The 20147-nt window shown below is 36.6% G+C and carries 24 protein-coding genes; 3 read left to right on the top strand and 21 right to left on the bottom strand.

Annotated features, from left to right (window positions below):
- Positions 1 to 65 precede the first annotated feature (65 nt).
- The 7 genes from BAQ46_RS16035 to BAQ46_RS16000 all read right to left on the bottom strand — a co-directional run bounded on the left by BAQ46_RS16035 (position 66) and on the right by BAQ46_RS16000 (position 4271).
- The gene (locus tag BAQ46_RS16035; protein ID WP_001998544.1) at positions 66 to 374 is read right to left on the bottom strand and encodes a thioredoxin family protein; all 309 of its coding nucleotides are present in this window, start codon (positions 372 to 374) and stop codon (positions 66 to 68) included.
- Between the two features lie 3 nt (positions 375 to 377).
- A complete protein-coding gene (locus tag BAQ46_RS16030) occupies positions 378 to 722 on the bottom strand; it encodes a toprim domain-containing protein (RefSeq protein ID WP_000640869.1) in 345 nt (114 codons plus the stop codon).
- 499 nt (positions 723 to 1221) lie between these two features.
- Positions 1222 to 1605 carry a glycine cleavage system protein GcvH gene (gcvH, locus tag BAQ46_RS16025; protein ID WP_000026900.1) on the bottom strand — a complete coding sequence of 128 codons (384 nt, stop codon included), beginning with the start codon at positions 1603 to 1605 and terminating at the stop codon, positions 1222 to 1224.
- 41 nt (positions 1606 to 1646) lie between these two features.
- Positions 1647 to 2012 carry an arsenate reductase family protein gene (locus tag BAQ46_RS16020; protein ID WP_000218967.1) on the bottom strand — a complete coding sequence of 122 codons (366 nt, stop codon included), beginning with the start codon at positions 2010 to 2012 and terminating at the stop codon, positions 1647 to 1649.
- A gap of 744 nt (positions 2013 to 2756) precedes the next feature.
- Positions 2757 to 3128, bottom strand: a complete 372-nt coding sequence (locus BAQ46_RS16015) for a hypothetical protein (RefSeq protein ID WP_080501294.1) — start codon at positions 3126 to 3128, stop codon at positions 2757 to 2759.
- 117 nt (positions 3129 to 3245) lie between these two features.
- On the bottom strand, positions 3246 to 3488 hold the full coding sequence (locus tag BAQ46_RS16010; protein ID WP_000475829.1) for a DUF3937 family protein: 243 nt from the start codon (positions 3486 to 3488) through the stop codon (positions 3246 to 3248).
- Between the two features lie 255 nt (positions 3489 to 3743).
- Positions 3744 to 4271: a hypothetical protein gene (locus tag BAQ46_RS16000; protein WP_000826892.1), complete on the bottom strand. Its 528-nt coding sequence runs from the start codon at positions 4269 to 4271 to the stop codon at positions 3744 to 3746.
- A 143-nt stretch (positions 4272 to 4414) separates the two neighbouring features.
- On the opposite strand from BAQ46_RS16000, the gene BAQ46_RS15995 reads away from it, so the two are divergent.
- Entirely contained in the window at positions 4415 to 5062 is a 648-nt protein-coding gene (locus BAQ46_RS15995) for a phosphatase PAP2 family protein (RefSeq protein WP_000713754.1), read from the top strand.
- 56 nt (positions 5063 to 5118) lie between these two features.
- On the opposite strand, the gene BAQ46_RS15990 is transcribed toward BAQ46_RS15995, so the two are convergent.
- From BAQ46_RS15990 to BAQ46_RS15930, 11 genes are all read right to left on the bottom strand, one after another.
- Positions 5119 to 6132 (bottom strand): PTS sugar transporter subunit IIC, encoded by a 1014-nt coding sequence (locus BAQ46_RS15990; protein WP_000666170.1) that lies wholly within the window; start codon positions 6130 to 6132, stop codon positions 5119 to 5121.
- A gap of 22 nt (positions 6133 to 6154) precedes the next feature.
- Positions 6155 to 7105 (bottom strand): L-lactate dehydrogenase, encoded by a 951-nt coding sequence (locus BAQ46_RS15985; protein WP_000820657.1) that lies wholly within the window; start codon positions 7103 to 7105, stop codon positions 6155 to 6157.
- Between the two features lie 245 nt (positions 7106 to 7350).
- Positions 7351 to 7599, bottom strand: a complete 249-nt coding sequence (locus BAQ46_RS15975; protein ID WP_001002987.1) for a spore coat protein — start codon at positions 7597 to 7599, stop codon at positions 7351 to 7353.
- Between the two features lie 13 nt (positions 7600 to 7612).
- On the bottom strand, positions 7613 to 7798 hold the full coding sequence (locus BAQ46_RS15970; RefSeq protein ID WP_001180555.1) for a hypothetical protein: 186 nt from the start codon (positions 7796 to 7798) through the stop codon (positions 7613 to 7615).
- Between the two features lie 146 nt (positions 7799 to 7944).
- A complete protein-coding gene (locus BAQ46_RS15965; RefSeq protein WP_071742151.1) occupies positions 7945 to 8658 on the bottom strand; it encodes a CPBP family intramembrane glutamic endopeptidase in 714 nt (237 codons plus the stop codon).
- A 487-nt stretch (positions 8659 to 9145) separates the two neighbouring features.
- Positions 9146 to 9712, bottom strand: coding sequence for a permease (locus BAQ46_RS15960; protein ID WP_071742150.1), 567 nt, complete (start codon positions 9710 to 9712; stop codon positions 9146 to 9148).
- A gap of 97 nt (positions 9713 to 9809) precedes the next feature.
- On the bottom strand, positions 9810 to 10367 hold the full coding sequence (locus tag BAQ46_RS15955) for a TetR/AcrR family transcriptional regulator (protein ID WP_071742149.1): 558 nt from the start codon (positions 10365 to 10367) through the stop codon (positions 9810 to 9812).
- A 3-nt stretch (positions 10368 to 10370) separates the two neighbouring features.
- Positions 10371 to 11093, bottom strand: coding sequence for an MBL fold metallo-hydrolase (locus BAQ46_RS15950; RefSeq protein WP_071742148.1), 723 nt, complete (start codon positions 11091 to 11093; stop codon positions 10371 to 10373).
- Between the two features lie 138 nt (positions 11094 to 11231).
- On the bottom strand, positions 11232 to 13016 hold the full coding sequence (locus tag BAQ46_RS15945) for an acyl-CoA dehydrogenase family protein (protein ID WP_000416296.1): 1785 nt from the start codon (positions 13014 to 13016) through the stop codon (positions 11232 to 11234).
- Positions 13017 to 13402: 386 nt separating this feature from the next.
- Positions 13403 to 14575, bottom strand: coding sequence for an acetyl-CoA C-acetyltransferase (locus tag BAQ46_RS15935; RefSeq protein ID WP_001206325.1), 1173 nt, complete (start codon positions 14573 to 14575; stop codon positions 13403 to 13405).
- A gap of 21 nt (positions 14576 to 14596) precedes the next feature.
- On the bottom strand, positions 14597 to 16978 hold the full coding sequence (locus BAQ46_RS15930; protein ID WP_071742146.1) for a 3-hydroxyacyl-CoA dehydrogenase/enoyl-CoA hydratase family protein: 2382 nt from the start codon (positions 16976 to 16978) through the stop codon (positions 14597 to 14599).
- Positions 16979 to 17213: 235 nt separating this feature from the next.
- Between BAQ46_RS15930 and BAQ46_RS15925 the strand changes: the two genes are divergently transcribed.
- Complete coding sequence (locus tag BAQ46_RS15925; RefSeq protein WP_001096347.1) at positions 17214 to 17360, top strand: YuzL family protein; 147 nt, start codon at positions 17214 to 17216, stop codon at positions 17358 to 17360.
- Positions 17361 to 17447: 87 nt separating this feature from the next.
- Positions 17448 to 18287: a D-alanyl-D-alanine carboxypeptidase family protein gene (locus BAQ46_RS15920; RefSeq protein WP_000831472.1), complete on the top strand. Its 840-nt coding sequence runs from the start codon at positions 17448 to 17450 to the stop codon at positions 18285 to 18287.
- A 22-nt stretch (positions 18288 to 18309) separates the two neighbouring features.
- Here the strand turns inward: BAQ46_RS15920 and BAQ46_RS15915 are convergent, their stop codons facing one another.
- From BAQ46_RS15915 to BAQ46_RS15905, 3 genes are all read right to left on the bottom strand, one after another.
- Positions 18310 to 19227, bottom strand: a complete 918-nt coding sequence (locus tag BAQ46_RS15915; RefSeq protein ID WP_000436775.1) for a proline dehydrogenase family protein — start codon at positions 19225 to 19227, stop codon at positions 18310 to 18312.
- 311 nt (positions 19228 to 19538) lie between these two features.
- Complete coding sequence (locus BAQ46_RS15910) at positions 19539 to 19784, bottom strand: YusU family protein (protein WP_001290594.1); 246 nt, start codon at positions 19782 to 19784, stop codon at positions 19539 to 19541.
- Between the two features lie 48 nt (positions 19785 to 19832).
- Entirely contained in the window at positions 19833 to 20135 is a 303-nt protein-coding gene (locus BAQ46_RS15905) for an MTH1187 family thiamine-binding protein (protein ID WP_001018860.1), read from the bottom strand.
- Positions 20136 to 20147: the final 12 nt, after the last annotated feature.

The raw sequence follows: 20147 nt of genomic DNA, 5'->3' as shown, positions 1-20147 counted from the left end.
TGTAACCACCCTGCATCTCGACATATTTCCCAAGAAATATGTCGAGGCGGCAAAAACTTTGCCGCCTACTTTAATTCCGTATATAAATATTCAACCGAATGAAATGCATATATCTTCTTCATGAGTGTCCCATTTTCAAAAACAAGTAAACACGGTACACTTTCAATTCCATACTCTTTCGCGAAATGCGGAGCATAATTTAAATCTAACATCCCAATTTTCAAATCTTCAATTGTCATCTCAACGACTGTTAACATCTTTTTTGCTAATTGGCATGTTCCACACATTGGAGTATATACATATAACACTGTTTTTTCTTCGTTCTCTATTAGGGCTGTAGCTTCGGCTCCTGTCCAATCAATCACTTCTATCATTCCTTACCGTAAATATTCTGTATAAACGTCAATGTCAGCTCCCCATAATACATTTGCTAAGTGTGAAGATGGTGCTGTTGCCACTTCCCGGTACGAGCGATCAATATAAATATGCTCTGCTTGCGGAAATTCTTTTCGAAACTGTTTCCTTAACTTTTCTCCAGCATCATCAGCATCCACTAGGACATACACTTCCTTATCAAAAAACTGATCAACGAGCTCATCCATTTTCGACAAACCAATTGTACCATTTGTACAAACAATTTCCACCGGTTCCCGAATAATAGATTCAATCTTTCTTCTATCTGATGTACCTTCTACAATAATGACTTTTTCTACATAAATCATATGTCATCACCCGATCACCATATACTATACAACCTTTAACTTAGTATATAGTATATTCGTTATTTTCATGTTGTTTCCTGTTTATTTTTGCAAAAGAAAAGCGGAACCGACTGCTTAGCCCTGTTGGCTAAGGTTCTTTCGCACAGAAGACGCTTTTTGTCTTCTCGTGCGGAAGGTTCTTAGACATGAAGGGCTAGGAGGTGGAGCTAGACAATGAAAAGCGCAAGCGGCTCGTTCAGATTGTGAGGGGGATGGAGCTTCTGACGTAAAGGCGCTTTTTGCCTTGCAGGAAGAAGCGAAGCCACCGAACAATCTAGCTGCTGGAGCTGGATCATAATGAAAAGCGCAAGCGGCTCGTTCAGATTACAAAGCCCCATGAAACCTTATCGAAAAACATTCATTCCCATAATAGCTTATTCATTTGCGCTCGTTTTTAAATGCATTATGTAACACAAAATAAAAAAGGACAGCACAAAGGCTGTCCTTCAGTCGACTATAATTAGTCTTGGTTTGTCATTTCTGCATATTTTTCAGCAGTTAATAACTTCTCAACTTGGCTTGCATCAGAAAGTTCAACTTTAACCATCCATGCACCCTCGTATGGAGATTCGTTAACAAGTTCTGGTTGGTCACTTAATTCTTCGTTTACTGCTACAACTTTACCGCTTACAGGTGCATATAATTCAGAAACTGTTTTAACAGATTCTACGCTTCCGAATGGCTCGTCAGCTTCGATTGTTGCACCTACTTCTGGAAGTTCAACGAATACGATATCGCCTAGCTCACTTTGTGCAAAGTGAGTAATACCGATAACAACTTCATTACCTTCAGTTTTTACCCATTCGTGTTCTTCAGAGTAACGTAAATTATTTGGAATGCTCATGACTGTACCTCCAGTGAATGTATTAATTATGTAAAAATACCTTATTGGTACTTTTTCCACACACTTTCAAACTGCTCTTCGTTAAAACCAAGTGTTACCTTCGTTCCATCTGTTACAATTGGACGTTTAATCAACATGCCATCAGATGCTAAAAGCTCGTACATTTCGTCTTCACTTGCATCTTTTAACTTATCTTTCAGACCAAGTTCACGGTAACGCATTCCACTTGTATTAAAGAATTTTTTTAATGGTAATTCACTTTTTTCATGTAAATTACGTAAATCTTCTTTTGATGGTGGATTTTCAACAATATGAATCATCTCATATGCTACATCGTTTGCCTCAAACCATTTCTTTGCTTTTTGACATGTGCCACACTTTGGATATGAATAAAATGTTACTGTCATAAATTCACCTACTTTTTTACTAACCTTTACCTTTATCATATAGAAAACGTTTTATTATTTCAAACGATTATTCGCTAAACTTTTACTTATTTCGTGATAATTTTTAATAATCCTGCGAATTTTTCTTATTTTTCCGCCATTTGTTAAGAAAAAATAAATATATAAATTTTTTTAGATTCTTCTCTTATCACTCTCCGAACATATATCTTAAACAAACGTTTGATTAACTCCCCTTTTTTCTTTGTTAACCCTTGAGCTGTATCGCTTTCTTCCTACCGAACATACATCTTAAACAAACGTTTGATTAATTCCCTTTTTTCTTTATTAACCCTTGAGCTGCATCGTTTTCTTCCTGCCGAACATACATCTTAAACAAACGTTTATTTAACCAGTTCAGCCTATAGTCACAAAACCCGGAAACACTTTACATGACAAAGGCGTACAGATGAAAGGAACTAACGATTTTGACCGTAGTAGTGAGCCCATAAAAAAGTTATTAAGCCTATCATCAATAAAGCAAAAGTAACTGCTCCTGAGAATATGAAATTCAAATTACTGACTGAAATATAAAAAGAAGTGCCCTTGCTTAGAAACAGGAGCACTTCTTTTTTATCATCAATCTAAAGGTAAACGTATCCTTTATTAAAGCAGAAATGTATACTTTTCTACTTTTTCGTAGTTTATTTAAACTCTTTGCGGAATCGCCACTAGCTTATTTACATCATTATCGTTAGCTGAGGTTAATTATATTTTTCTACGTACTACATAAAAAGCTAAGGAACCCATAATAGTAGGTGCAACTAAACTAGAAGCATATGCACTAGTAATAGTAAAAAGAGAGAGTATAAATATATAGATAAGAGATAGTCCAATAAATACAGGAATTCCAACTCGAAACTTCCTACATTGTTTTATGTTCCTGTATAACACTTCTCCAATTAGGCAAGCTACAAGATCTAATACACTACCAAATATGATGAGAATTACAATAAATCCAACTATGTTAGGTAAACCATTCTCGTTAGAATAACTAGGATCCGAAATATACGGTATTAAGAACCATATAATAGTAAAAGTAAGCAGGCTTGCAGCATAACTAATTAAAAATTCCCTCAACGTAATCATCCCCATAAATTTCTAATATTATCTTCATTGTATGGCATAATGCTCTATCATTGATAGCAAGACTACCATCCACAAAATTGCTAATTGCATGAAATAAAAAAGACGCATTTAAATAGATGCGTCTTTTGGCGATGTTTCTTTTGTGAAATCATATAAAGCAATTGCGCCTAAAATAACCAATATACTTTCAGGGGCATCTAACAAAATAGTTCTCCAAGTTTCTGATACTGCCCATTTAATACCTGCCGCTGATTCAAGATATGTTTGAAAATAACTGATTGTAAAATCAATTACAAATAAACATACAAGTAATGTTAGACCGAATCGAATTAATTTCTTATTTTTAAACATGTAACACCTCTCAAAATTCATTGGATATTTCTAATTTTAGTTCATTACATATAAAAAATCTCTATATTTAATTTTAACATACAAAAATTCCAAATAAATACAATATGCATATTTGCATATTTCGTGTATATTGAGGAATTACTGTTAATAAAAAAGCCCTACTAGTAACCTCATAAAAATGGAATCATTTGGACCATTATATAACCAATTCCTGAATGCAAAATAAAGGAGAAACCTTGTTTACAGGCTTCTTCCTCATCTATTCAAATAATCTGCAATTGTTTGAAATACGACGATATACATATTATGAATACTTTCTTCTGTATTTCCGCCATTAGATAAACCAACTGCCCATTGTTGTCCTTCACCACTTCCGATATTTGCAAACCCTTGCGTATACATCGCATTTACATCTTTTCGGGCACTGTTATACTCTATCCCTTTTGTAATAAAAATCGAATATGATTTATCTTGTAAACCGATAAAAAATACTGGTTTCTTTAGTGATGAAAATACATTTTTATATTGCTCTGTTGAGGCTTCTTGAAAGTGATCTTTCATTATTAGAAAACCATCTACTTCCTTAGATTTCTTTTCCAGTTCCTCTAACTTTATTTCCTCAAACTTTACATTCCTAAACGTATCTTTCGGTTTTTCTCCAACAACTCCAATTACGAGTGCTCTTCCGTTATATTCTAATTTCTCTCCTTCTTTATCCTTTGCACACCCAGCACCGACTAGGCATATGAATATAAAAACTAAGAAATACGATAAACGCTTCATTTAGCACCCTCCCCTTCTTTTCAGTCAAGTGACAAAAACGTAAGGTTCATTCAAGAAAATGTAAGTAAAATCGATAGCCCAAATTACGTTTCTATATTATAATCAATTGAATTTACTTACATTACTAAACATAGGAGATTATCATGAAGAAATTTAAACTTTCATCTTTTCTTCCGTTAAGTTATATACTTCTACTCGTACTCGTAAGTCCCCTTTACGATGTATTAAATAAATCGACTGTACACGCAGTAGATGTCACAACTGTAGTAGATGATTGGATTCCATTTGTGAAAGCATTTATTATTCCTTATTTAATTTGGTTTCCTTACTTATACGGCGCACTTATTTATTATTGCTTTGCAGATCGAAAACAATATTATGTCACTTTAAGTAGTATCATTCTTGGAAAACTTGCTTGTTTTTCTATTTATTATTTTTGGCAAACAACTGTACCACGTCCAACCGTCGTTGGAACAGACGTATTTTCCGAACTAGTCCGCTATATTTATAGTATCGATCAACCGGTAAATTGTTTCCCTAGCATTCACGTTCTTACTACCTTTATCATTATGTTAGCTGCCTTTAGACGTAGAGAACAACATGCTTTTGAATATTACATTCTTACCTTCTTCGGTACGCTTATTATTTTATCAACGCTATTTACAAAGCAACACGCATTTGTAGACGCCATTTCTGGAATGACGCTTGCAAGCATACTCTACTTCGGCGTTCAGCTTTTATTAGCAAAAGAAACCGTACGTGTTCCAGTAAAACAAAATCATAAAATGTAAAAAGCAGACTGTGGCTTCTCAGTCTGCTTTTCTCTATATAAAAGGAGATTTTTAAGTTAAGATTGCGGTACAGTCATATCACCAGAGTGAATACGACCTGCTTTTTTAAGAGCAATGTAAAGTATATAAGAAACAGCTACTGGAATGACGATATAAGTGATTACCATCGCTGGGACAACTTCCCATCCTTCGCTGGAAATTAAATTAATTGGTGCAATAAGAGAACTTAATCCAAGACCTGCAATTTCTTTTCCTGCTTCCAGTTGGAAAATTAATGCGGATACTGGACCAACTATTGCACTGGCGACGACAGTTGGGACGAGAATCATTGGATTTTTAGTGATATTTGGCAACTGTACTTTCGGAGTACAAAGTGCTTGAGCTAATATGCCACCTAAATTATTTTCTTTCGCTGAGATGACAGAGAATCCGATAAACTGAGCAACGCAGCCTGCAAGAGCAGCACCACCTGCAACACCGTCTAAGCTAAGTGCGATCGCTAACGCAGCTGATGAAGCTGGAGAGATAAGTAATAGTCCCCAAACGACTGCAATGACGATAGAAGCGATAAACGGGCTACCAGCTGAACTATCTTTAATGAATGCTCCAACTGCATTTAAAACAGGAGTAATATTATGAGATAACCAAATACCGACTAAACCAGAACCTAATATTGCCGCAAATGGAACGAGCATCATATCTAACGCAGTTTTTCCACTTAAACGTTTACCAATATATACAGCTAAAGTCGCTGTTAATAATGCACCGATTGGCTCACCTGTTTTAATAATTAGACCTGCTTCAGTAATTGAAATGGATCCGGCACCAATTGCTCCAGCTACCATAGCTGAGAAGATTACAAGACCGTTTGCACCGAGCATAAAAGCAATTCCAGCACCAATGGCTGGTGCCATAAGTGATTTTGCAACAACTCCGATTGTAATAAGCAACGGAATATCAACAATTCTTCCTATATTTTCGATTAGTAAACCAATTCCAAGGGATACGAAAATACCTTGTGCGATTCCAGCTGATGCTTTAAATACACGAGACATTATATATTCCTTCATTTGTTTCACCTTCTCCTATAAGTTAGTAGCCAATTGTTTTCATATAATCACGTAAAATGTCGTTTGATTTTGCGAATCGAGATTCTTCATCCTCCGTTAAATTTAGTTCTACAATTTCTCTTATACCATCTCTAGTAATAATAGCTGGCACTCCTGTACAAATATCATATTCACCATACTCACCATCTAAAATAGCTGATACAGCAATGACACGGTGATCATCGTTAAAGATTGAGTTTGCAATATATGCTAGAGAATTTCCGATTCCGTAATAAGTAGTACCTTTTCGTTTATAAATTTCCCATCCGGCTTTCGCAGTCTTCTCAACGATTTCATCTAAATCTATTTCACCAAATCGTTCTTTTTGTTCTTCTAATATTTGCAGAATTGGTTTTCCACCAACAGTTACGTGTGACCAAGCAACCATTTGAGAATCACCATGTTCTCCTAATGAATACCCATGAATACTACGAGGATCTACATGTAACATTTCAGATAAAATTGTTCGTAAGCGAGAAGAATCTAGTGATGTACCAGTACCGATCACACGATTTCTAGGTAATCCAGATAATTTCCACACTTGATATGTAATAATATCAACTGGGTTTGATGCAAGTAAGAAAATACCATCAAATCCACTTTCCATTACGCCGCCAACAACACTTTCCATAATCTTTGCGCTTGCTCCTAAAGTATCTAAGCGACTTTGTCCTGGCTTTGGTGCTGGTCCTGCTGTAATAATAACGATGTCCATATCTTTGCAGTCTTCATAGCTTCCTGCATATACTTTTGTTCTTGTATTTGTAAAGTTAATGCAGTGTGATAAATCCATTGCTTCCCCAACTGCACGTTCATGATTTATATCAATTAATAATAGCTCTTCGCAAATGCCTTGATTGACAATGGAATATGCACAACTTGATCCAACTAATCCAGTACCGATAATTGCAATTTTTCTTGTATGTCTTTTCATAGCAATCTCTCCTAATTGATCATATAATCTATTTCTTTTGTTCTTTACACCCTTAATTATAGAGATTCCCACGATAGAAACCATGGATACTTTGTGAAATATTGAACAAAGTTTTTGTCCTTTTTGTGAATTGCCATATTCCATTTTCGTCATATTTGTTACAACTGGAAAAATATTTATTATGTATTTATTGATATATACAAAAAGAAAACGAGCAAATAGATTCGCTCGTTTTCTTTTCCCTGTTATTCCGCACTTAATTGGCTTTTTAATTGTTGTACAATCATCGGATTTGCAGGTGCTGCCGGCTTGTAATAACTCTTTTGCTTTGCGTACTCATACATATTACGTTGGCGCATTTCATCTTGATTACGAATTTGAATTAACGTTTGGTGTAACTGTTCATTATCAGACTGAGCAATATAATTTGCATAACTTGTTAAACTTGCATTTAATCCTGCTAAATAATCATTTACCATATCTTTTTCATTCATGTTCCGCTTCCTCCTATCCTAGGAAAGTCATTAATTGTTGCTTCGTATTTCGTGCATCTTGCGCATCTTTTTGTAGCATTTGTTTCAGTTGTGGATCCGTACACGTCTGTGCATACTGCTCCAATTTGTTAATAATTGTTGCGTGTCCACCAATTAAATGACGTAAGTTTTCTACTTCAAGCTCTGTTAAGTTTTGCATGGAATACTCCTACCTTTCTTTATTCGTTCACTGTTAGTATTTAGTTATTTTTTGATTGTATACATGAATTAACTTTTTCACGTGCATACAAAATAAAAGATGAATAGCTAAGCTCTTCACCTTTTATACTGGTTATGTATTTATTTTTATAGAGATACAATCATACTTATACTCACAAGCAAGTTCCATACAATGTGTAAAATAATACTAGGTATAATAGATTGCGTCTTTTTGTATAACATTGCAAATACCATTCCCATAATCGTTGCTGTAATTAGAAGCCCCCCATGAATAAGTCCAAAAATGAAGGAAGAAATAATGATACTAACTAAAAAATTATATTTCTTTTCTAAAAATCGATATAAAATACCTCGAAATAGAATTTCTTCTTTAACCGGTGTAATGATAGCAACACTTAACACATATATAATACTTTGTATGCTATTTTGAAGCCCTAAACTCCCTAATTGTTCCTTTTGTTCTGCTGCGCTTTCAAAACTAAACACATGTAACATTAAATATTGTGATACTGCAATGATAATAAAACCAATTAATAGATATAAATATGTCTTCCCATTCTTCAAAACGGATACATCCCAAATGTATTTAATAAAATGAAGAACTGGTTTATAAGCTAATAAAACGATAGCAACAACAATTGCATCGAATAAGAGTAAATAATATCCTTCTAATTTAGTACTTAATGCTTCTTCTCCATAAATCTCAAAGGCTAAACCAAGAAATAATCCTCCTAGGAGCGAAATCCCTATAATCATTGCTATCATTACAAATAGATTTTTATATGCTATATTCTCGATTTTTCTTTCCACACTATACGCTTCTAACACTGTTTTACTCACAGTATCCCTCCAGTTATTCTCATTTATCCCATTAAAATCCCTTAATTTAAATATAAAGATAATATAACAAATTTTACAAAAAGAATAATATGCAATTTTACATATTATGAAAACTTTATATTTTATAGTTTTAGGAATAGAATTGCTATGCAATAATTATTATATGAAATTTCAAAAAATATTTACTATCCACTATAACCCTCGCATCATATAAAACTTATTAGTTAAAGGAGCAATGAACATGAAAACACACGACTTCCTTACAGAAATCCAGAAGGGCTCTGAGCCTAGTCCCTATCAAGATCCCTTCGTATTCGGCTTCGTTTGCTTTTTCTTAGCAATATATACATTTTTCAAACCTGCAAAATAATATCATTTAACAAGAAAAAGCCTCTAAACCACTAGAGGCTCTTTCTCATCTAATCTTTTGGACTCATACGCACTAAAAAACCTTAGAATCGCTTCTAAGGTTTCCGGCTATCCATATTCAAGACACTATACTGATGAGCAACGAAAAAATTAATAATATAACTACCAACCCGCCGATTATTCTTGCTATAAATTTCTTTTGTTCGCCCGCACTTGAAACGATAAAACGGAAATATAATATACCACCTATCGCAATAAGAATACATTCCAATATGATACTAATAGCCGGAAATCTCCACAATCCAAAACCAAGCATAGGTAAATCCCCGCAATTGCCCGGAAGTAACGGCAAATCAGCACGGTGCACAAGTAAATCTAAAATCCAATGACTAAAAACTACAGCTCCAATAACAAAGCCATTTCGCTTTCCCCACAGCCTCGTACCGACTATTCCTGCAACAAAAGCAATAAACAGTGCTCCTATTAAAGAGTGTGTGTAATCCGCATGAATGATTGCTTCACCATAACTATTCCTGTTAATAGGTTCAATTGTCTCTACTCCTAAAATATAAAGTGGCAAAAAAATGACATCCAACAATTGTGAGCTTAACATGAGAACCCAAAGTGGTAGTTTCGGTGACTTTGTTTTCACTAATACTGCTAAACCAAAATGCCCTGCAAACATTTCACTTCACATCCTTTTGTCATTGTCCCTCCAGCAAATCAAAGCCTACTATATAAAAAGCATGCTCAGCGACAAATTCATGTTTTTCTCCTCTTATTCACTCTCTCATTCCACATAATCCTTTAATAAACGTTTCCAACAATACATGTAAACTTGTATCTAAATCTAATGGCAGACCAAATCCGCCCTGCTGTTCAATCGACGCAAATCCATGACAAATACTTCTGAATCCACGTGTCGCATGAAGTGCATTCTCTCCTTCTAAGCCGTACTGTTGTAAAACTTGAAGACAAAGCTTTACAATTCCGTCACCTGCTTTTCTTACTTCTTCATCTCGTAAAAAAGTTGCTTCATACAGTCCAGGATGTTTACGTACGAATGCTACATACGCTTCTCCTAAAGCATGAATTGCTTCATCCATCCGTTTACCCTCGGCCGCTTCTTCCAGTTTGTTATACAGCTGTTTGATTCCGTAAATACCAAGATGTTTCCGTACATCTTGTAAACCTTTCACATGATTGTATAGCGAGGGTGAACGTACCCCTAATGTTTGCGCTAATGAAGCTAACGTTACTTCTTGTATTCCATTTGTATCTGCAATTTCTGCTGCTGTTTCTACAATTTTCTGTAATGTAAGTCCGATTCTCGGTGACATAAATTAACCCTCTTTTCTACTTTCTATATTCCGCTTCGCTTCCTTAATAGCAAGCTCTATAATAGCACCTGGATCCTTTATCATTTTCCCATGTCCTGCCGCAAGTAAGGAAGGCTCATATTCTCTTAACTTCTCTGCACTTTGTAATGATATTTCTTTACTCCACGTTGCCATCGCAGGAAACGGAAACCAAAATTTCATTTGTCCCGAAACAGCCGTACCTCCTCTTGTTTGAAATGCATCTCCAACAATAAGAGCTTTATTTCTTATATCAAGAAACGACATGGAGCCCGGTGTATGTCCCGGTGTCATAATAGCAAGCAGCGATCCAACTCGGTCACCATCTTCTAATAAAATATCAGGTACCGTTTTTATCTTTTTAGGTACACCGCCTTTTATTGGCGTATTTGGTTCATCCTTTTGTAACGTCGTATCTCCTTCTAACAGCTTTGCGTCCCGCTTAGAAATATAGACTGGAACATGAGGAATTACTTCCTTTAATGCGTCTAATGCACCGATGTGATCATCATGCGCATGTGTTAATACAATCTTAGTAATTGGTTTCCCTATTTTCTCAGCCGCCTGCAAGATCCCTTTTGCGCTATATGGTAAAGCAGCATCAATTAAAGTTAAACCATCTTCTTCCTCCACAAAGTAACAATTCACAGGAAACACTCTTGGCAAAAATGACAATTGATATACCGTTTTTTCATGCATCATTCTCATATTCCCATCTCCCTCTTCACGAAAACTAATACCATTAGTTTTATTATACTAATGGTATTAGTTTTATGTCACTAAAAATTTATTTTTTTCAGAAAAAATAACAGTAGTCGTATAAACGACTACTGTTATTTAAAGATATTAAACTGTATAACGCTCATCTTCTAAAATTTTCGCAGCGATTTCACGTTTCTTCGGAATTACGTTAAGTGGTGTGTGGCGAGTTAATTTACGTAATGATGATAACATCATGCGTAACATGTCGCCGTTTTCAACTGCGATAAGTGTTTCTTTCGCATGTGCTTCGATTTCGTTGAACGCTTCTTGGCAGAATACTTCAGTGTATAACACTTTTTGTTTATTCTTTTCAAGACCAGTTGTTTTAATTGCTTTTTCTGTACGAAGAACAGCTGACTCCATTGCGTATAAGTTGCTTACGATGTCAGCGATATTCACAAGAATTTCTTGCTCTTTATCTAATGCTTTACCGTATTTTTGAGCAGCTAATCCAGCTACCATTAAGCCGATTTTCTTCGCGTTATTTACTAAATATTTTTGAAGTGCTAATGGCTCATCGCCTACTTCTTCTGGCATCATCATCATTAACTCTTCTTGTAATTTTTGTGCTTTTTGAAGAAGTGGTAATTCACCTTTCATCGCTTTACGTAAGAACGTACCTGGTACGATTAGGCGGTTAATTTCATTCGTTCCTTCGAAAATACGGTTAATACGAGAATCGCGATACATTCTTTCAATCTCGTACTCTGCCATAAATCCGTAACCACCGTGAATTTGAACACCTTCATCTACTGTATAGTCTAGTACTTCAGAACCGAATACTTTGTTTAAAGAGCACTCGATTGCATATTCAGCGATAGAAGCTGCTACTGCTTTACCGTCTTTTACTTCTTCTTCAGATAATGTGCTCATTCGGCTTTCGAATAAGCCTACTGTACGATATACAGAGCTTTCAGCTGCATATGTTTTTGCTGCCATATTCGCAAGTTTCTCTTGAATTAATGGGAAACGAGCGATTGGTTGCTTGAACTGTTGACGTTGGTTTGCATATTGTGCTGAAATTTCTACTGCACGTTTCGCAGACCCAACTGTACCAACACCTAATTTATAACGACCAATATTTAAAATGTTGAATGCGATAATATGACCTTTACCGATTTCACCAAGTAAGTTTTCTTTCGGTACTAACGCATCTTCTAAAATTAACGTACGAGTTGAAGAACATTTAATACCCATTTTCTTTTCTTCTGGGCTTGTAGATACACCAGCGTAGTCTTTCTCTACGATAAATGCTGAGAAGTGCTCTCCATCAATTTTTGCGTATACGATAAATACGTCAGCGAATGCGGAGTTTGTAATCCACTGTTTTTCACCATTTAATACGTAATGTGTACCTTCTGCATTTAAACGTGCCGTTGTTTTTGCACCTAATGCGTCAGATCCTGAACCTGGCTCTGTTAATGCGTATGCAGCTAATTTTTCACCAGTTGCAAGTAATGGTAAATACTTTTTCTTTTGCTCTTCGTTACCGAATAACACGATTGGTAAAGATCCGATACCTACGTGAGCACCGTGAGTAATTGCAAAACCACCAGCGCGAGAGAATTTCTCTGCGATTAACGCTGAGCTTACTTTATCAAGACCAATTCCGCCGTACTCTTCTGGTACGTCAGCGCCTAATAAACCAAGTTCCCCAGCTTCTTTTAAAAGACGAACAGAACGATCAAACTCATGTTGCTCTAAATATTCAAGCTCTGGAAGAACTTCATTTACGATAAAGTCCTCTGTCGTTTTTGCAATCATTTTATGCTCAGATGAAAAATCTTCTGGCGTAAACACTTGATCAATCGTAATCTCATCTACTAAAAAGCTACCGCCTTTAACCGCACTTCCTACTGTTTTTTCCATGAAAATTTCCTCCCTCATATTTTCATAAGCCGCTTCTCTCATTTTGAAAGAAGCTGGCTCTCCCGTTTATTTTTTATAAACCTTTGTTGCTTCCATTCTTTGCATTGGTGACGTCTCGTTCTGAGCAAGCCGCTTCCACTTTTTTTATAATCCAGTTCCAGCGGCTAGAACAGTCGGTCGTTTCACCCCTTCCTGTGAGGCAAAAAGCGCCTCTTCGTCAGGGCTTCCAACGCCCTCCTGTTCTGAGCAAGCCACCTGCACTTTTTATCTAATCCAGTTCCAGCGGCTAGAATGTTCGGTGGCTTCGCTTCTTCCTGCGAGGCAAAGAGCGCCTCTACGTCTGAAGCTCCATCCCTCTCACATTCTGAGCAAGCCGCTTCCACTTTTTATAGTAATTCAAACACTCCCGCTGCTCCCATTCCGCCGCCGATACACATTGTTACGATACCGAATTGTTCGTTGCGGCGTTTCATTTCGTGAATAAGAGATAGTGTTAGTTTTGCTCCTGTACAGCCAAGTGGATGTCCAAGTGCGATTGCACCGCCGTTTACGTTTACTTTTTCTTCATCTAAACCAAGTTCACGAATAACTTGGATCGATTGAGAAGCGAATGCTTCATTTAGTTCGAATAAGCCAATATCAGATAGCTCTAAGCCAGCTAGTTTTAACGCTTTTGGAATTGCAGCGATTGGGCCAATTCCCATTACTTCTGGTGGTACGCCAGCTACTGCAAATGAACGGAATTTCGCAAGTGGCTTCATGCCATCGCTCACTGCCTTTTCGCGATCCATTAATAGTACAGATGCTGCCCCGTCACTCATTTGTGAAGAGTTACCAGCTGTTACAGAACCGCGAACGTTAAATGCTGGACGTAATTTCCCTAAAATGTCTAGCGTCGTTTCAGCTCTTACACCTTCGTCTTGCGTGAAAGTGATTGTTTCTTCTTGCAGTTTGTTATTTGCTCCAACAGTACGTAACGTTACATCTACAGGTACTGTTTCATCAGCAAAGTTCCCTGCAGCTAATGCTTTCGCAGCACGTTGATGACTTCTTACTGCAAATGCATCTTGCTCTTCACGAGAAATTCCATATTTCACAGCAACTTGCTCTGCTGTATGTCCCATACCCATATAATATTCTGGAGCTGCTTCTACAAGGCGACTATTCGGACGAACAACGTGTCCCATCATTGGAACTAAACTCATTGATTCCGCTCCGCCTGATAATACCGCTTCCGAGTGCCCAAGCATAATGCGCTCTGCTCCGTAAGCGATACTTTGTAAACCTGAAGAACAGTAACGGTTAATTGTAATAGCTGGAACATCGTAAGAAAGTCCTGCTAATCCGCCGATATTACGAGCCATATTTAAACCTTGCTCTGCTTCTGGCATGGCACAACCGAAAATTAAATCATCGATTGGTCCTTCATAATTCGCACGCTTTAACGTTTCTTTTACTACTAACGCCCCTAAATCGTCAGGACGAACTGTTTTTAATGAACCCCTCTTTGCTTTTCCAATTGGTGTTCTTGCTCCCGCAACAATGACAGCTTCTCTCATGAACGATATCTCCCCTCGTTATTAGTTACGTAATGGCTTTCCTTTTACAAGCATGTGCTGCATTCTTGCTTGTGATTTCATCTCACTTACTAAGCTAATAAATGCTTCACGTTCTACATCTAATAAATACTGCTCATCAACTTCTGTTCCGTACGGCACTTTTCCGCCTGCGATGACATATGCAAGTTTCTTCGCAATATGAAGGTCGTACTCTGAAATGTAACCAGATAAATGCATTGCTTCTGCACCAAGTGCAAGAGTTGCATATCCTGTTTCACCAACAACCGGTATCTTTTTACGAATCGGTGCTTTATAACCAGCTTCATATAAAGCAAGTGCTTTCTGTTTCGCATCGTATAGTAAGTGATCACCATTCACACTAATACCGTCTTTATCACCTAAGAAGTTATGAGAAACCGCTTCTTGTCCTGAAGTTGAAACTTTCGCCATTGCGACTGTTTCGAACACTTTATTTGCAACTTTTTGTAGATCAAATTCTACGCCGTTTGCCATTTTATTTAAGTGTTTAATGTATAGCTCTTTATTACCGCCTCCGCCAGGGATTAAGCCAACACCAACTTCTACTAAGCCCATATACGTTTCACTAGAAGCTTGAATGCTCGCTGCTGGTAAGCAAACTTCTGTACCTCCGCCAAGCGTCATACCAAATGGCGCTGCTACAACTGGCTTAGAAGAGTATTTCATTTTCATCATTGCATCTTGGAAGTTTTTCACAACTAACTCAATTTCAAAGTAGTTGTCGTCTTGTGCTTCCATTAAGATCATTGCTAAGTTCGCACCAACGCAGAAGTTCTTCGATTGGTTACCGATAACAAGACCTTTATAATTCTTTTCTACTTCATCAACAGCGTAGTTAATCATTTGCGTAATATCCATACCGATTGCATTGCTCTTCGAATGGAATTCTAAACAAAGGATGCCGTCGCCTAAATCGATTAAGCTCGCTCCACTATTTTTCTTTAATACGCCGTTTTTCGCTTTTAATTGTTTAAGAGAAATGGCCTTTTTATTACGCTCAATTAACTTATATTCGCCATTATCGTAATAGTAGCTATCTCCGTTATCATGTTTGTAGAAAGTAGTGAAACCTTTCTCTAACATTTCTTTCACCCAAGTCGGAACAACTACGCCGTTTTCTTCCATCTTTTGAACGGACTTTTCAACGCCAATTGCATCCCAAACTTCAAACGGTCCTTGCTCCCAGCCGAAGCCCCACTTCATCGCTTGGTCAATTGCAACGATATCGTCAGCAATTTCTTTATGAAGTTTTGCAGAGTATAAAAGAGTTGGTGTAATGATGTTCCATAACAACTCTCCTGCGCGGTCTTTCGCGTATACAAGCGCTTTCAATTTATTCGATAAACCTTTTTCTTGTTTACTTAACTCGATCGATGCAGCTTTTAATTTTTTGCGAGCTTCGTACTCCATTGTTTCTGGATTTAATTCTAGAATTTCTTTTCCTTGTTTTAAGAAGAAGCCTTGACCTGTTTTGCTTCCAAGCCATTTTTTATCAAGCATGTCATGCATGAAAGCTGGTACTTTAAATACATCGCGCTCTTCTTCTTGTACGTTTTCATATACGTTATTTGCAACGTGTACAAATGTATCTAAACCGACAACATCTAATGTACGGAACGTTGCGCTCTTCGGACGACCAATAAGTGGGCCTGTTACAGAATCAACTTCCCCAATGCTATAGCCGCGTTTTACCATCTCTTGAAGAGTTACTAATAAACCGTACGTACCGATGCGGTTTCCAATAAAGTTTGGTGTGTCTTTCGCGATAACAACGCCTTTTCCAAGAACGTCTTCGCCAAATAGTTTCATGAAGCTTAATACTTGTGGATCAGTTTCTTTCGTCGGTATTACCTCTAGAAGTTTTAAATATCGTGGTGGGTTAAAAAAGTGTGTTCCTAAGAAGTGTTTCTGGAAGTCGTCTGAACGACCTTCTGCCATTTTTTCAACTGAAATGCCTGACGTATTCGAGCTTACGATAGAACCCGGTTTACGAACAGCATCTACTTTTTCAAATAGTTTCTTTTTAATATCTAAGTTTTCAACTACTACTTCAATAATCCAATCTACATCAGCTAGACGCTCAAGGTCATCTTCTAAGTTACCTGCTTCAATCAGTGCTAAATTTCCTTTCACTGTCAGAGGAGCTGGTTTTTGCTTTAATAGTTTTTGTAGTGCCGTATTACTAAAACGATTTCTCACACTTTTATGTTCTAATGTAAGTCCCTTCGCTTCTTCTTCTTTCGTAAGCGCAGGTGGTACAATATCAAGCAATAATGTCGGAATACCAATATTAGCTAAGTGTGCCGCAATTCCTGAACCCATTACGCCTGAACCTAGAACAGCAGCCTTTTTAATTTGGAACATCCAATTCTCCCCCTATTCTTGAATGAATGCTCATTCAATTTTTCGACATAAGTCGCAATCAATGAGTGAGCCTCTACTAATAAATATATGATACTGTTTAAATTTTCGCAATATATTTATTGATAAAATTTTCTGAAATAAATATTTTTCTTTTATTTGCCCATGCTATATATGTATTTTCTTCACTAAAATACACTTTCCCTTTTTATAATCTGACGAAACTGGAGGAATATATATGGCAAAACTTAAGAAGAACCCTTCAAAGGCTGGAATTAGCGCAGCAAGTGTGACAGGAAACGCTGGACCAACTGATCGAGGCGTGGAAAAAGGACGTCAAGGTAATAACCAACAATATAAGAAGCATAATATGGGCGAAAAATAACGCTATATTTTTGGGCAGAGAACGTGGCATAATGGGTAATGGCTGCTTTTTCTGCCCAATTTATTTGTAACAAATGAGGGAATTATAATGAAACGAACAATAGTTATGATTGTAATGATTGCCACACTATTTACAGGGATGATTTTCTTCTCTTACGCACAAAGACAACAAGCTGTAAGAGCCGATCAACCTAGCATCACTGGGCAATACGGGATTACAATCGATGCAGACACAGGTGAAATTTTGTATGGCAAACGAGAAGACGAACGCTCTTATCCGGCTAGTATAGCCAAAATGATGACAACGCTTCTTTTACTAGAGAATGTAAAAGAGGATGAGGAAATTACAGTTACAGAAAACGCAATTAAAACAGAAAGTCAAAGTAAGAAAATTAAACTTCGTGCTGGGGAAAAGTTAAAACGTGATGAGGCATTAAAACTGATGCTTATCATTAGTGCAGATCCAATAGCTGAATCCATCGCAGAACATATCGCAGGATCAAAAAATGAATTTGTAAAAATGATGAATGCTAGAGCGAAGGAACTTGGTACAAAGCATGCGACTTTCAAAAACGCAAGTGGTGCTGATGCACTAGGAAACAAAGTATCACCATATGACATTGCTATAATTACGAAAGAAGCATTAAAGTACCCAGTTGTTTTAGAATATATGAATTCAACGCGTACAACTCTACATACTTCAGAACGCTCTCCAAAGATTGCAAACTATGGACGAGAAGAACTATATGACGATCCATATGCAATTGGAAGTAAAAGCGGTCTATCAGCACTCGGAAAATATACAGTCGTAACAGTGGATGAGAAAGACGGTAAACGCGTCATTAATGTTGTATTATCTTCTACTCGCAAGCAACTGTATCCTGATACAAAGAAAATGGCACATTACGCATTTCAGCAATTAAAATAACCAAGGAGTATTTTCTCCTTGGTTATTTTTTAACCATACCTTTTAATACGAACGCAACGTTTGCTGGACGCTCTGCTAGGCGACGCATGAAGTAACCATACCAGTCGTTTCCATAAGGTACGTAAACACGCATTTTGTAACCTTCTTTTACTAGCTCAAGTTGACGCTCATTACGAATACCATATAACATCTGGAATTCAAATTGGTCTCTTGGAATGTTGTGTTCTTCGGCAAGTTTTTTTGTATATTCAATAATCGCTTCGTCATGTGAAGCAATTGCAGTATAATTTCCATTTAATAAGTGCATTTTAATAATCTTTTTATAATTTTCATCTACATCTTTCTTGTCTGGGAATGCCACTTCTTCAGGTTCTTTATAAGCCCCTTTTACAAGACGTAAATTAGGATTATAAGCATTTAAATCCTCAATATCTTTTTCTGTACGATATAGGTAAGCTTGAATAACAGTACCGATATTATCGTACTCAGATTTTAATTGTTTAAAGATATCGATTGTCTTTCCGCAACGTGTATAATCTTCCATATCAATTGTAACGAATACACCATTTTCTTTTGCAGCTTCTAAAATGCGGCGCATATTGTTCATTACAATTTCATCAGAGATATCTAATCCCATAGAAGTCATCTTTAAAGAAAGTTGCGAATCCAAACCTTCTCTTCCAATAGCACGGATTGCTTCAATCGATTGGTTAGCCATTTCATTTGCTTCCGCTTCATTATCAACGAACTCCCCTAAATAATCGATTGTTACACAAAGTCCTTGCTTGTTTAATTGTTTAATAGCTGCTGTCGCTAATTCAATTGTCTCCCCTGCGACAAAGCGACCTGCACCAAAGCGTAAACCGTACTTTTTAGCCAGTTTTGTTAGCGCTTTATTTTTAGATAAGAAAAGAAACGAATTTCGCATTAATTGTTCCATGTAATTCACCCCTATGACTTGATTTATCTGTTTTTTACCCCTCTTCGAAATTATATCATTGTTTAAAATTATTGGATACAAATAATTATTTAGATAATTTATAAAATACTATAAAAACATTTAAAAACCTATATTCTCGCTTATAAATATGCCTGAAATATTTTTCGACATTTAGAAAAATAGAGTTTAATAGGCACAAAATAAGCATGCCGAAAATATTCGACATGCTTATAAAATCCTTTATATTCCATGTAAATTATATGAGGATATTAATAGAGAAAACTTGAGATTATATTTATCCCAAGTTTTTTTTATTGTTCATTTCTCTTTTCTTCATTCAGCCTTTTAATATCAGTAATTAACTGCACCATCTCTTCTTTCGCATCGGGATAAGTCTCATTCCAGTGCTTCACTAAAGCCGGCATCGTCTTCGCTATGTAAGAATACAGTGCCCACTTCTGTACCTGTTCTTTTCTCTCTTCATTGCTCTCTCCAAGTAATAGTTCCGTGTATTTCTCTAATAACCCGTCAAATTGTTCGTTAAATTTTTCACTCATCTTATCTACCTCCTATATGAAAAAAGCAGCGAAGATCGCTGCTTTTCTTTATAATTTTGATCGAACAGAGTTTAATTTCTTCTCCATTGTGCTTACTTTATCACGACGATCATCGATACGAATTGTTGTTGCAACGCGCTGTGCACCTTTCGTATATGGAACTTCATGCATTTGTTGAATTACTTCTAGAATGACAGGAAGATCTCCTTCAATAATTGTATTCATTGGTGTTAATTGATACTTCACGCGATCTGCATTTTTCTCTAGCACCTTTTGTACTTCTGCTACATATTCACTAACACTTGGATTACCTGTTCCTACTGGAATAATCGATACGTCAACAATTGCCATAGTAGTCTTCCT

The organism is Bacillus paranthracis (assembly GCF_001883995.1).
GTDB classification, from domain to species: Bacteria; Bacillota; Bacilli; order Bacillales; family Bacillaceae_G; genus Bacillus_A; species Bacillus_A paranthracis.
This window is presented reverse-complemented; position numbering and strand designations above follow the sequence as displayed.